This is a genomic window from Christiangramia aestuarii, from assembly GCF_009735585.1.
In the GTDB taxonomy this organism is placed as follows: domain Bacteria; phylum Bacteroidota; class Bacteroidia; order Flavobacteriales; family Flavobacteriaceae; genus Christiangramia; species Christiangramia aestuarii.
On sequence record NZ_VJVW01000003.1, the window covers coordinates 413,507 to 426,304 of the forward strand.

At 42.7% G+C, this 12,798-nt stretch carries 13 protein-coding genes; all 13 read right to left on the bottom strand.

All coding sequences use genetic code 11. The features are described 5' to 3' along the window. Window position 1: 1 nt before the first annotated feature. Complete coding sequence (locus FLP08_RS09770) at window positions 2-1,663, bottom strand: C45 family autoproteolytic acyltransferase/hydrolase (RefSeq protein WP_156276397.1); 1,662 nt, start codon at window positions 1,661-1,663, stop codon at window positions 2-4. Beyond that, a complete protein-coding gene (locus FLP08_RS09775; RefSeq protein ID WP_156276399.1) occupies window positions 1,664-4,654 on the bottom strand; it encodes an MMPL family transporter in 2,991 nt (996 codons plus the stop codon). It abuts the gene before it with no gap. Beyond that, window positions 4,654-5,859: a DUF2062 domain-containing protein gene (locus tag FLP08_RS09780; RefSeq protein WP_162431009.1), complete on the bottom strand. Its 1,206-nt coding sequence runs from the start codon at window positions 5,857-5,859 to the stop codon at window positions 4,654-4,656. Before FLP08_RS09780 ends, FLP08_RS09775 begins: the two co-directional genes overlap by 1 nt. Window positions 5,860-5,921: 62 nt before the next feature. Beyond that, window positions 5,922-6,287, bottom strand: a complete 366-nt coding sequence (locus FLP08_RS09785; RefSeq protein ID WP_156276401.1) for an ApeI family dehydratase — start codon at window positions 6,285-6,287, stop codon at window positions 5,922-5,924. A 28-nt stretch (window positions 6,288-6,315) separates the two neighbouring features. After that, window positions 6,316-6,939: a flexirubin biosynthesis/transport protein LolA2 gene (gene lolA2 / locus FLP08_RS09790; protein WP_156276403.1), complete on the bottom strand. Its 624-nt coding sequence runs from the start codon at window positions 6,937-6,939 to the stop codon at window positions 6,316-6,318. Next, entirely contained in the window at window positions 6,926-7,696 is a 771-nt protein-coding gene (locus FLP08_RS09795) for a polysaccharide deacetylase family protein (RefSeq protein WP_156276405.1), read from the bottom strand. The genes lolA2 and FLP08_RS09795 overlap by 14 nt, the downstream gene beginning before the upstream one ends. Next, window positions 7,693-8,754: a beta-ketoacyl synthase N-terminal-like domain-containing protein gene (locus tag FLP08_RS09800; protein ID WP_156276407.1), complete on the bottom strand. Its 1,062-nt coding sequence runs from the start codon at window positions 8,752-8,754 to the stop codon at window positions 7,693-7,695. The genes FLP08_RS09795 and FLP08_RS09800 overlap by 4 nt, the downstream gene beginning before the upstream one ends. Further along, a complete protein-coding gene (locus FLP08_RS09805) occupies window positions 8,747-9,931 on the bottom strand; it encodes a beta-ketoacyl-[acyl-carrier-protein] synthase family protein (protein ID WP_156276409.1) in 1,185 nt (394 codons plus the stop codon). The genes FLP08_RS09800 and FLP08_RS09805 overlap by 8 nt, the downstream gene beginning before the upstream one ends. 3 nt (window positions 9,932-9,934) lie before the next feature. Beyond that, a complete protein-coding gene (locus FLP08_RS09810; protein ID WP_156276411.1) occupies window positions 9,935-10,192 on the bottom strand; it encodes a phosphopantetheine-binding protein in 258 nt (85 codons plus the stop codon). After that, window positions 10,185-10,787 (bottom strand): 3-oxoacyl-ACP synthase, encoded by a 603-nt coding sequence (locus tag FLP08_RS09815; protein WP_156276413.1) that lies wholly within the window; start codon window positions 10,785-10,787, stop codon window positions 10,185-10,187. Before FLP08_RS09815 ends, FLP08_RS09810 begins: the two co-directional genes overlap by 8 nt. After that, complete coding sequence (locus FLP08_RS09820; RefSeq protein ID WP_156276414.1) at window positions 10,784-11,932, bottom strand: beta-ketoacyl synthase N-terminal-like domain-containing protein; 1,149 nt, start codon at window positions 11,930-11,932, stop codon at window positions 10,784-10,786. The genes FLP08_RS09815 and FLP08_RS09820 overlap by 4 nt, the downstream gene beginning before the upstream one ends. Then, complete coding sequence (locus tag FLP08_RS09825) at window positions 11,929-12,351, bottom strand: acyl-CoA thioesterase (protein WP_156276416.1); 423 nt, start codon at window positions 12,349-12,351, stop codon at window positions 11,929-11,931. Before FLP08_RS09825 ends, FLP08_RS09820 begins: the two co-directional genes overlap by 4 nt. After that, window positions 12,348-12,797 carry a hotdog family protein gene (locus tag FLP08_RS09830; RefSeq protein WP_156276418.1) on the bottom strand — a complete coding sequence of 150 codons (450 nt, stop codon included), beginning with the start codon at window positions 12,795-12,797 and terminating at the stop codon, window positions 12,348-12,350. Before FLP08_RS09830 ends, FLP08_RS09825 begins: the two co-directional genes overlap by 4 nt. Between the last annotated feature and the right edge of the window lies 1 nt (window position 12,798).

Below are 12,798 nucleotides of genomic sequence, written 5' to 3' on the forward strand. Positions count from 1 at the left end.
ATTAAATTTTTCGGTAAGATTTCCTGATCATCTTTTCTATTATTTCAAGATCTGGAAGGGTGGTCACTTCTCGCTTTTTAGCCTGTTTAAAGTGAACTACGGCTTTCTTGAAATCCTTTTTCTGAAAATAGATCTTCCCAGCCAGGAACCAGGCTTCCCAGAAATCCGGATTCAATTGTACCAGCCTTTCAGCCTTTCCAATTGGAACCAAAGCCTCTTTTTCCAGCATATTTTTTACTTCGCTCTCAAGCTTCCTGAACTCTTCATAATCCAGGAACTTTTGAGAATGAATAAAATCACTTTCAGGAATATTTTTTTCTGTCTGAGCCACAGATCTTCCTACCAGGCCATTTTCGAATTCGGCGAAGGCCTCATCAAGATCATAAGCAACGAATTCCCCCATCTGGTAAGGATTGGAGGAAACCCAGACCTGGCACTCTTCAGGTTTGAAAACGATGCCGTGATGCGCCAGCAACTGATTGATGGCTTTCTCGTTACCATAGCCGATCTTTTTATTCTCCAGCCCCTGCATATTCCGCAAGATGGCTACGGCCTTTTCAGGATCTAATTTATCGGTTTCTGCAACAAGCTCCTGCATGCGGTCGTAACGGTATTTTGAATGACTTTCCTTTATCGTGTTCAGGTTCCTGTTGTCTTCCAGGTAAGGCTCGCTTTGGAAGTGGTTACTACAAATGAGTTCATCTGAATTTTCCACCTCGTACACTCCAAAATTACCCGGCGCTACTTCTATTAAAATAGCCTTTCGCTCATCCCCGCTGCCCACCATGATAGATTCTGAAACAAAAACCTCTCTTTTCCTGGCGATCTCAATAGCTTCGGCGGTGCTACCTGCGTATTGGAGGATCTCCCGGGCCAGCAGGCTTATAGGTGTTTTAGCCATGGTGGGGATCTTTGATTTTCCCGCGTTAATCGTAACGCTTACCCCCTTTTCATTCATACCGCTAACGGCACCAATAAAACCACCCCAGGTGTACATCATGAACTTATGCCCTTTCTCGGGATTAATAAATGCTGCGATCTTCTGCTCCCCGAATTCATCTCCCGCGTAAAAATCGAAATTCCTGCCGAGCAGCAATTCACCATCTTCGGTTTTCGAATCCCAAGCAGCGAAAGAGGTACAACCTACCAGCATAAGGTCCTGCATGGCATGGCCAATATCGTGGGCGCCGTGAAAATAAAGCATTCTTACGTATCCCGGGGCAAAATCATCATACCGTTCTAGCCCATAACGGCTAAGACCATAGATCTCTTTTTTATATTCTTCGGGTACGTGCAGGTACATTTTTCTGTTGAACCAGGAAATCACAGATTTCAGAAATCCGCGATAGTTCTCTGAAGGTACCATCTCCTGCAGTTTGTTCATAAAAGCGATCTCCTGATGGTGAATGAGCTCCCTGCAAAGGTTTCCGTTAACCAGCCCGCGTTCCAGGGCATCACCTTCCAGGTACAACTCCCAGATACCCTGTTCATTCTGAAAAAGCTGGTTTTTGCCCAAACTGTAATAAGTATCAGAATGTTTTATCCTGGTAGTATCGATATTTTCAAGACCGGAAATATCCGGTTTCTGTTGCATGGATTTCTTTACCCCACAGGAAGAAAAACAAACTAAAAGCAATATGATCAATAAGTTGTGGAACTTCATTTATTCGGTCTTTCTTAGAACGAGGATATTATTCTGGCGGTACACGATCTCAAAATTCAGGTCTAAAAGCCAGCGATTTGGAAAATCTGAATCTACAAAAATCACTTTTTCAGCTCTACGCTTTATAAGCTCCCTAAGCGGTTCCTGCCCGTCATAATTCCCATGGATCACGTATACGCTGGTTTCAGGTAATTCTGACAGCTCCCTGTAGAAAGAAATACCTGCAGAATTAGCCCTACCGGTGCTTCTGGCTATTTTCAACGAGCTTTCATTGGTTTCAAAGGCATGGATCTCTGAAGTCTCGAATTTGTAAGACAGGAATAGCGGAATTAGACCGTATTCAGAATTAATAACCGTGATGCTCTCACCATCTTCGATATACCTGCTCATTCTTACGTTCTTCTCCCTAATACTCCTAAACTTTTTCCTAACCAGCGGGAATACCGATTTATAGCGATAATTATCCAGTACCGCCCGTTTGCGATACAATTTCTCGGTTTCACTATTGCTTCGCCTTCCCTTGATATCTCCAAGTTTCTTCAGGTAGAAGGGTGCCTTTCCGCTTTCGGCACGTTTTAAGATCAACTGCCTAAAGATCCCTCTTTGCAAAACGAAACTTACCAGCACGGCGGTTAATACCCCAATTATAGACACTACCGAAACAGACCTTAAGGCAGGATGCTGGGCGAAGATCAAGGCTCCCATTCCCAGCAAAGTGGTGATCACCGAAATCAAAATCGAAGTTTGATAGGTCTTTAATTCATATTTACCCGTCTCATATTCATTCAGGCTGGCATTGGTAATAAAAATGCTGTAGTCCAGGCCTAAGCCAAAAATGAAGGTCGAGATGATGATATTTAAGATATTGAATTCTATGTCCAATATGGCCATGATTCCCAGTGCACATATCCAGGTAATGGCGATCGGCAGCATGGTAAATAGACTTATCTCAAGATTCCTGTAAGAAATGAGCAATACCAGGAAGACGGCCAGTACCGATATCAAAATAAGTTTATTGAAGTCTGCCCTCAGGTTACCGAGAAAGTTCTGGTTCATCGCCTTGCGGTCCAGGGCAAAAACCCCTTTCTCCTCTTCGAAATACGAAACGAACTGATCAGCTTTTTCTTCATCAAGGCTCACGGTACTGGTTACCGTGGCAAATTCATCACTTTCAGAAATAAAATCATCCAGGTAAAGGGATCCCGCATTCTTGTAATCCTTAAGCCCTATGGTTTCAAAATCCTTATTCAGCTGCTCGTAGAAACGATTAAAGGTTTGCGGCCTGAAGCCGTATCTGGAAGAAACACTAATAAGATCGTTCCTTAAACTGTCCTTGCGCGAAGGATTCCAGAAGGATTTCCAGTTCTCTATCTTTTGTAACTGGGTATTGGTAGACTGCACCACTCCCCCAATACTGCTGAAGTTCTGTATAAAGCCCTCCTCTTCAAAATCGCGAAGGTTCTGGTAAAGTTTATTGTTCTGCTGCAGGGCTTCGTCCAGGGTATTACCGTAAGCAACCATATATATGCTTTTGCCGCTTCTTCCTGCCAGGCCTTCTACCTTTTTTTCAACCTCCTCAATTTCTTCCGGTTGATAGTTCAGTTTAGACAGGTCACTGTTGAATTCGACTTTATTGAAAAAGAAAATAGAGACTACGAAAACCAGAAGAACAACAATTACCAACGGCCTAATCCTGGAATAATCTACAGAAGCCATCTTGTCCAGGAAAGTGGCGTGTTGTTCAATCTCAGAACCGGGATTATAGAAAAGCGGAATAAGGATCAGGGCAAAGATTGAAGATAGCAAAACACTTACTGCTGCAAAGATGCCGAGATCGTTCAAAGCCTCACTCCGAACGAATATCAAACAAAGAAAAGCTATGGCAGTGGTAACACTACTCATAAGTACCGGTTTGGTGATCTCCATGTATAATTGTTCTACATCGCGATTGTTCCGGAAATGAGTAAGTATATGTAGCGCATAATCCAGGGTAACTCCCAGTAAAATAGCCCCAATCCCCAGGGATATAGCCGAAACACTTGCCTTGAATACGCTCAGGATAGCAACCGCCGAAATTCCCGCCAGTATACTCGGAATAAATAACAGTAAGGGAACATATATCTTTCGATAAAAGAAAACGAGCAGGATAAGAAGAAGGCTTATGGCGATCCCCATGGTTAGCCGGATATCCTTTTTTATTCGGTTCGCATTAGCCAGGGAATACAATACCCCTCCGAAATATTCGGCTTCAACGCTGGAATATTTAGAATTTAAACCTTTTACCGTTTTGTTCAGGGTTTTGATGAACTCCTCGTTCTTATCGGTTTCTGAGGCCGGGTAAACGGGATCTAGAAAAAGGATGATATTTTGCCGGTCCCTGGTTACGAGGTAATTGTTATAGATACTAAAATTGTCGCCTACCTGTAATTCCTGAAGCTTTTCCAGGCCAAGGTTGGTGATGTTCAATGGGTCGCTAAGGAAAAACTCCTTGGTTACAAAACCGGTTGGAGACATTAACTGCCTGTAGCCGGAGGCGAGGCGTTTATTTACGCTGTCGCAAACCAGCCGAGCCCTGATCTTTTTATAATCGCCCTTATCCAGGAAAATAGGCAGGTTGCCATAAACGAAATTATAGATCTCATTGATATCCTTTTCTGGGATCTTCCCTTTGATTTCGAGTATATACTCCTGGTAGTCCTTTTCAATGATATTGGTGAATTCATTGGCATAAAGTACCAAAGAATCTGGATCTATTTCGGGAGATTCCGCAGAGATACTTACGATCAGCTTGTCGGTAAAATCGGCTTCTTTTAGTATTTTCTTCAGCAATTCCTGCTTTTTACCTCCAGGAATCAGTTTGGTTATATCTTCCTCAAAATGGATATTCCAGGCGAAAAAGGAAATAATAGCGGCATATATAAACAGGATTAAAAAACCAGTGCTTTTATGGTTTTTGAGATAGCCGTAAATATTGAAGAAAGCTTTATGCATTAAGGTTTTACCACCTGCTTTTGGTTAAGTACCGAAAATAAAAAATAAAATACAATCCACAGACTAAAGGCAACCACAATTGCAAGGGCGAAACTTCCCATAATATATTGCCATAATCCCCTGAAGACATCGGTACCGGTCTCGAATTTCTGAAGTTGAAGCTCCCAGTCGAATCCGTTGCCGGTAATAAAAGAGCCTGCCTGGTAACTCGCATAGATGATAAACGGAATTAAAGGCGGTATGCTTATATTCGAGAATAAGAAGGCTATAACCTTATTTAATCTAAAAACGGCTGCCAGGGTAAACACCAGCAGCGTATGTATTCCCCAGAAGGGTGAGATACCCACAAAAACACCAAGAGCTATAGCCGCAGCCTTCTTGTGCGGAGGCTCCTGACTCTTGATAATATCTTCTTTCCAGAACCTTTTAAAACCCTTGTTCTTAAAATCCTGATATTTATTCCTTGGGTGGATATAGAAGAAACTTACCAGCACGAACCACATATATAAAAGGACGATCCTTACAATGTCCCAGAAAGGCCTGAAGTGGGTTACCCGCTCACCTTCCTGGTATAATACCTTTATGGGTATATTCTTAACTTCTGCTTTTTTCCAGGCAGCCTTGACCAGCACCTCGATCTCAAGTTCAAATTTCCAGGTGATAAGTTTTAGAGAATTTATAAGCTTCACGGGATATAAACGATACCCGCTCTGGGTATCATGAAGTTCTATCCCGGTAACTACCAGGAACCAGAAATTAGAGAAACGGTTACCCTTGCTGCTTTTCCCGGGAATACCATCCCGGCCCATATTGCGGTCTCCCACCAGTAATAGTTCTGGATCTGCTTCGTTTCTCGATTCAAGTTCTGAAAGGAAAACATCAAGATCGTCGGGATAATGCTGCCCGTCTGAATCTATGGTGATCGCATAATCGTAACCCAGTTCTTCAGCAAACTTAAAACCTGTTTTCAGAGCAATGCCCTTACCCCTGTTTTCCGGATGTTTCTTGAGATGCAGATCATGATGCTGCTCAAGGATCTGAGCGGTTTCATCTGTAGAGCCATCATTTATAATGATGATGCTGTTGGTGTAAAGCCTGAGATCTGTCAGGAAATTCTCAAGGGAATGCGCATTATTGTAGGTGGGTACAATAACGCAGCAATTAAGCTCTTCAAATCTTCCCTGGAAAACCGGCTTTTTTTTCACGCTGAATCTAATTTCTGCAAAAGTATTATTTATTCCCGGAGGAACATAACAGATACCAGGATTTAGCCTGCCTTGTACAGGGAATTGATCTTAAGAACAATACCTACGCTGTTCTTAGCCATGCCTTTAAGTTTGATGAACTCACCGCTTTCGGTAATATGTGATTCAAGGATGAGCTCGTTATCCTGTGTGGGATCGCAAACTGAGATGAACTTTACATTGTCTGCCCTTACCAGTTGCAGTTTCCTGTCGAAGATACGCTCTGCCTCCTCCTTGAATAATTGCATCAGGATTACGCCGGGAGTTACCGGTCTACCCGGAAAGTGTCCTTTGTAAATTTCGTGATGCTGGTTTATTTTCAGGGTGGTGACGGCCTCATCGCCGGCAAGAGTGGTATTGGAAACCTGGTAAAAGCCTTCTAAAATCATTCTTAAATTTTATAGAGGGCAAGATACTTTAGTTTTGAAAAACTGAGGAAGGAATGGGCTGATTAATTTTAATATTCTTCATGGAAATTTCGGTGTAATCGCCCGAAGGATCTATCAAACGAACCGATTGAATAAGGTGCTGGACATTAAAACTTATCCATATTTCCTTGAACATCCCCCTAAGACTTCGGTCCTTAGGAATAATAAGAGCCTTCACATTTTTCCCCGAATGATGATAAGTGATATCAAAATCCTTATCGGCCATCAGGATCTTCCCGTTCACGCTTCCGGCTACCAGCTCGCCCATTTTATCAAAAAGCTTGTTAGAAGACAGGTCCACTTCAGAAAGCTGTCCTTCTTCGGCTATATAAAGCTTGGAATTCTTAAAGAGTAACTGGTAATCATAAGGCCTGGTATATTCCCATTTCAGCGTATTTGGTGATTTATAATACACTTTGCCTTCGCTTTCGGGATTACCATCCATCATCTTCATATGTTTGGTCTGGGAAAACTCAGCCGAAAAACTGTTGATGTCATTAGATTTTTCAATGACACTGGCCTTAAAAGCCTGCCTTTCTGAACTGTTAAGGGCGCCGTTCTGAGCCAGCATGTTTAAGCTGAAAAGGAAAATACAAAGTTTAATTATACGCATGAATATCAAATAATTTATCAGGTCTAACGGTCCTGAAATTTCGTTGTTGTAAAATAACCAATAACTGTTCCAATATGAGACCGGTCTTAGGCATATTATCGTGCAAAAGAATAAGATCTCCTTTTTTAAGGTCCTTCGTTATCCTTTTCAGGATCTTTTCGGGAGAGCTAGTGATCGCGTCATAGGGTCTCACGTTCCAGCCCATCACCTGGTGGCCTGTTTTTTTAAGGGCTCTCTGGGTTTTAGGATTAATGATCCCGAAAGGTGGACGGAAAAGGTTCATCTTAACCTTTCCTTCTTTTTGAGCAACCCGGTCGCATCTTTCAATTTCATTCAGGATGACCTTAGTAGGTAAAAATCCCATTTTTCGGGTATGTGAAAAAGTATGGTTCCCCACAATATGACCTCGTTTAATGATCTCCCTGAAAATTTCAGGATGTTTTTCTATTTTTTTCCCGATACAAAAAAATGCGGCCTTGGCATTATACCTGTCTAATATATCAAGAATTTCCAAGGTATTCTCTACAGGTCCATCATCGAAACTTAGGGCCACCGCTTTTTCTGGGTAAGCTGGGTTTTCATTATAGGCCTTAACAAAAAAGTTCATCTGAACATTTGTGGATAAGACCAGCATCAGAACGATATAAGCCACTATCGCAAGGATCACCGGCCAGAAAGGCCAGATGCCATTATAAAAAAGCAGGATCGCGGTGATCACCAGGATCGCAAACAGGATTTTTATGAGTTTAAAGGTCAAGCGCTTTCTAAAAGAATTAGTCCGTGATTTCTTCCCAGGTACTGATTATAGATCAATATCTTTCCGGGTTTATTGCAATTTAAGGCATTCAGTTTAAATACCTCGGGCACAAAACCTTCTTTCAGGATCCTGGAAGCCAGCCAGAAAGCATAAGAACTCACGGCATTGTTCTCACCTACCAGGTGTTTAAAGCCCACCTGGCATTTCTCTGAAAAAAGATCCTCCTGTAAAATATCGTAATAAACATCGTACCTGGAATCACCATTTCTACCCAGGATGACCGCATCCAGGTCTGAAACAGATGTGTTGTTCCTTTTCAGAAAATCTTCTATCCTCTCCTGAACCTGAGAAACTGGAATAGCATTAATGATCTCGACCGCTTTTAATTCGGCGTAGGTTGAATTTGCCTTTTCTGAGCCAAGACTAAAAAAGGCGGCAGATTCTGAAATGATCGTGCCGGGAGTTTCAGAGCTATAAAGCTCAAGGTTTCTGATTTTCTTTTTCTTTATCTGCCCGTCCAGCCTCTGGAAACCGGTAAATTCTTCTGAAGTTTCATCCACACCACCCACGAGGATATTTTTAACTTCTTCATCCTGCATTTGAAGTTGAGCGTCCAGAATGGCGCTTTCGAAGGAAACTGAGTTTTGGGTAAAGGTCATATTGTGGCCCTTACACTTAAGGCTAAGGGCGATCTGCCCGCCCACGGTATTATGTGTAGATTGGATAAAAGAAGTGGGGCTCAGTAAACCTTCCCCGGAATCCAGCATATTGTCCATAAACTTCTCGGTATCCTGCATACATCCCTGCCCGGTTCCCACTAAAATGGCATCAGGCATTTCTATTCCAGCCTGGTTAAGAGCGGTTTTGGAACAAAACAGGCCCATTTTAACGGCTTTAGACATACGTCTAAGCATCATGGGTTTTATAAGCGACCTATAATCCTGGTCTATAGCTTTCAGGATATTCTCCTCATATTCTTTTAACTCACCTTTGGTAAAGATCGCCTCGCTTTGTGGGGAAATAGAAGAGATACCATTAATATAGATCTTTTTAGCCATGTTTCTGAAATATTAACGAGGTACAGTTACCCCCAAACCCGAACGAATTCGAAAGCACCGTTCTTATATCATTTTCCTGAATAGCAATAACCGGTTCCAGGTTGGTCTCAACCATCGCATTTTTAAAATTGAGATTAGGATAGATCTCGTTATTGTTGATGGATAAAAGGCTAAAAACAGCTTCCACTGCTCCGGCCGCCCCCAGCGTATGCCCGCTGAAAGCTTTGGTAGAACTGAATGCCGGAAGCGTATCCTCAAATATCCGCTTTAAAGCCATGCTTTCAGAAAGGTCATTATTACTGGTCCCGGTGCCATGGGCGTTGATATAATCTATTTCTACAGGTGATAGACCGGCTTTTTTCAAGGCCTTTGAAATGGCCTGGAAAGCTCCTTCCCCGTCTTCAGAAGATGCGGTCTGGTGGAAGGCATCGTTCGCATTTCCGAAACCGGAAACCCTTCCCAGGATACTTTTTCCTGCTAAACAATCTTCCGCCTCCAGCAACAAATAAGCCGCCGCTTCTCCAAGGTTAAGACCATCTCGATCCTGATCAAAAGGCCGGCCCTTCTTTTGGGAAAGAATTTTCAATGAATTGAATCCGTTCAGGGTGAATTTGGTAAGACAATCACTTCCGCCAACGATCACCCGCTTCAGTTTACCAGATTCTATCAATTGTGCCCCCATCATAATGGCATTTGCCGCAGAAGAGCAGGCAGTGCTTATGGTGGTAACTGTTCCGCCTAAACCAAAATATTCCGCGATCTTTTCAGTAGTATAACCGGGATGCTGCGCCTGTATATATTTTCGATATTCAGGTGAATCCTTAAAATCGAAAAAATGTTCTTCGGTCTTATCTATCCCACCGATACTGGTACCCGAAATAAAGCCGGTGTCTTTTGGAAATTCCGGCCAAATGCTCTTTTCAAGCAATTCATTTATAGCCAGCATGGCCAGCAAAGATGAACGGGTACAGGCATGATCTGCTGGCAGGTCAAGAAGTTCACTTATTTCGCGGTTACTTAACTTGATCTCACCTACGGGTAAGCTTTTATGAATTGTAGGAAGGATCTCAGGGAAACTGATCCCATCCTTATTGTTTTGAAGAGAATTCTGGGTTTCTTCAATATTCCTGCCGATAGCAGAAATGATCCCCATCCCGGTGACGGCAACGCCCTTCATAGATTACCTGGTCCTGTTTTTCTCTATAAAAGCAGCCATCGTATTAATAGAATTAAAGATCTCTTTTCCCTGGTTGGGATCGGTAAGTTTGATACCGTAATCCTTTTCCAAAAGGACAATTAGTTCCAGTGCGTCTATACTATCCAGGCCGAGGCCATCCCCAAAAAGGTGCTCGTCGTTCTCGATGTCGCTCACCTCCATATCCTCGAGGTTAAGTTGTTCTATAATGCTTTTTTTTAATTCGGTATGCAGGTCACTCATGTGTAGGTAAGTATAATTTCTTTAGCTCCTCTTCGTTAAAATCAATGCCGCCGCTAAGGGCAATTTCCCACAAAAATACATCATAATCATTATTGTGCAAGTTAACCCAGCCACAAAGCGCATTTTCAGTCTTTCCCTGTGAAAATAAAGTACTCACATAATCTACAAAAAGGCCGGCGTCAAAATCTTGGAAAACAAAAAAAATATTTTCAGAATTCAGCCTGTGCCGAATACTTATCTCGCCCAGCAAAATATTGGGCAGGGTATAGACGAACAATGAGGGCGAAGGGAATTCTTCCATAGATTCTGCGTAGGCTTCATCAGTTTGCAGGCTGGAAGCCGAATTTGCAAAAAACAGGGCTGTATTTTCATCCTCGATCTGTCCGTTTGTAAGGATCTCCGCTCCTAAATATCCAAGCTTGGAAAGCCTGTCCATCTTAAAGAATTTAGGATATTTCAGCTTTCTCTCCTTATAGATGTTTTTCAGGAATTTGGATAACTGCAGGTCTTCTGGCTCTTGCATAAGCAGCTGGCCATTTTTCAGAACCTTCGAATTCCTTATAAGTACAGAGTTTCTTATAAAAAGCTGCTTCATGACCTTCTCTCCTTTTTTAAAAGCATGGCCAGGTTACAACCTCCAAAACCTGAAGCTGTTTTCAGGGCCATATTAAGTTCTTTCCTCGTATGGGATCTAATGATATTCAGATCCCTGGAAACACCAGATTCAGTAAAATTATGTGAGGCAAATAATTCATTGTCTAGCAAACTATGTTTGGTCAGGATAGTCTCTATTAAAGCGGAAGAACCCAGAGTATGACCATAATAGCCCTTGAAACTGTTCACAGGTACCTGGCTTAGCCCGCCCCTATTAAAAGCAATTGCCTCCATTTCATCATTGTAATTGGTGGCCGTGCCATGTGCAGAAAGAAAATCCATATTTCCTGCCTCTACATTATTGGCCTTCATAAGCCGGCTAATGCTTTGGAACAGACCCTCCCCGGTCCTGCTAGGCCCTGAAATATGATTCGCATCGTTAGCCGTGACCGCATCCAGGTACTGGATCTTATCACCACCCTCCCCTATATTTTCACTATCTAAAAATACCGCCGCTGCAGCCTCACCAAGGCTCACCCCTTTCCTGTCTTTCGAAAAAGGCCTGCATGGTTCGTCGCTTATGGCCTGGAAAGAATTGAAACCGGACAAAACGAATTCTGAAGCCAGGTCTCCCGCGGCAACAATCACATTTTTATACCTCCCTGCTGCAATTAGGTAACTTGCTGTCCTGATCGCCAGGGCTCCAGAGATACAGGCATTAGATACTACCACCGGTCTTTTCTCCAAATTGAAAAAATCGGCGATCACCTGGGCCATCTTCCAGAGGTAAAGCCTATCAGGCGTAAATTTATTCCTGGCAAGAAGATCTATATTACCCTTGGTAGTAGAAATCACCAGGCCCGTAGTTTGAGGATCAAATGCATCAGAACCCTTTATCACCCGGTCTACCGCCAGAATGATCATCTTTTCAAGTTTCGTGTATAAGAAAGCATCACCAAGCCTTTGGAATCCTGAATCTATCAGGTCTTCCTCAATAAGTCCGGCATAGTAGCCTTCCTTAAAAAACCTGGAATTATTATGGAATTTTAAAGCTGATTCAGAATTTCTGATGGCTTGCAGGTTCGCCCCGGTACCGAAGCCCAAAGGCGAAATAATGGCATCATTTAAAAGGTAGGTTCCGCTCATTGAATCAATCCCATTTTCGTTTTCCAATCTAAGAAAAACGGCGGATTGTTAAGTACCAATTCAGAATTTTTATCGGTAAAGACCTGGGTGGTCTCGCCCGCACAAATAAGCCTGCCTGAACAGAAGATCTGGTACTGGAAAACCAGCTTGGCCGCAGCTGAATTCACAAAATTTGTTACCACTTCAAATTCATCGCCGTACTTTAATGGGAGTTTATGTTCACAATGGCTTTTTACGATAGGAGTGGCAAACCCATGTTTTTTTACATCCAGGTAAGAAATACCATGTTCACGACCGAAAGCCTCCCTCCCTTCCTCGAAATATTTATAATAATTGCCATGCCATACGATCTGCAAAGGATCACATTCATGGAACCGAACTTTTAATTTAATCGTGGAAGTCAACCTGGCATTGCTCATTCTACCGTCACGGTTTTCATTTCTGAAATAGCGATCACTTCTCCCCGTTCATTTTCGGTCCTGGCAGATACCGAGGTAACATTCATGATCTCATGAAGGATCTCGATATAGGTTTTCAGTTTTTCACCAACCTCAGGAAGTCCAAAAATCTCCACGGTCTTAATTATCCCTATGAAACCTGTTTTGGGTTTGGTTTGTCCGCTAAGCGAACCCTGATACCCCCTGTGCAAAGACATGCTTTGGGCCATATGCTCTATTAAACCGCATTCTGCCAGTTTTTTTTCATCGAGTAATACATGAAGCCTGGGCACGGTAAATCCGGTCACACCGGTAAGCTCGGTGTATTCATAAAGCGTATCTACCAGCACGAAAGGCTCTTTTTGCGGGATAAGATTGCCAATAGTCTCTGGGGAGGTGATGGGATGATGTAGTAGGTTTTCTGCCATA

Excerpts from the sequence above, each read along its gene's own strand:
- FLP08_RS09770 (WP_156276397.1), bottom strand. The coding sequence starts at position 1,663 with ATGAAGTTCCACAACTTATTGATCATATTGCTTTTAGTTTGTTTTTCT.
- FLP08_RS09775 (WP_156276399.1), bottom strand. The coding sequence starts at position 4,654 with ATGCATAAAGCTTTCTTCAATATTTACGGCTATCTCAAAAACCATAAA.
- FLP08_RS09785 (WP_156276401.1), bottom strand. The coding sequence starts at position 6,287 with ATGATTTTAGAAGGCTTTTACCAGGTTTCCAATACCACTCTTGCCGGC.
- lolA2 (WP_156276403.1), bottom strand. The coding sequence starts at position 6,939 with ATGCGTATAATTAAACTTTGTATTTTCCTTTTCAGCTTAAACATGCTG.
- FLP08_RS09800 (WP_156276407.1), bottom strand. The coding sequence starts at position 8,754 with ATGGCTAAAAAGATCTATATTAATGGTATCTCTTCTATTTCCCCACAA.
- FLP08_RS09805 (WP_156276409.1), bottom strand. The coding sequence starts at position 9,931 with ATGAAGGGCGTTGCCGTCACCGGGATGGGGATCATTTCTGCTATCGGC.
- FLP08_RS09810 (WP_156276411.1), bottom strand. The coding sequence starts at position 10,192 with ATGAGTGACCTGCATACCGAATTAAAAAAAAGCATTATAGAACAACTT.
- FLP08_RS09815 (WP_156276413.1), bottom strand. The coding sequence starts at position 10,787 with ATGAAGCAGCTTTTTATAAGAAACTCTGTACTTATAAGGAATTCGAAG.
- FLP08_RS09820 (WP_156276414.1), bottom strand. The coding sequence starts at position 11,932 with ATGAGCGGAACCTACCTTTTAAATGATGCCATTATTTCGCCTTTGGGC.
- FLP08_RS09825 (WP_156276416.1), bottom strand. The coding sequence starts at position 12,351 with ATGAGCAATGCCAGGTTGACTTCCACGATTAAATTAAAAGTTCGGTTC.
- FLP08_RS09830 (WP_156276418.1), bottom strand. The coding sequence starts at position 12,797 with ATGGCAGAAAACCTACTACATCATCCCATCACCTCCCCAGAGACTATT.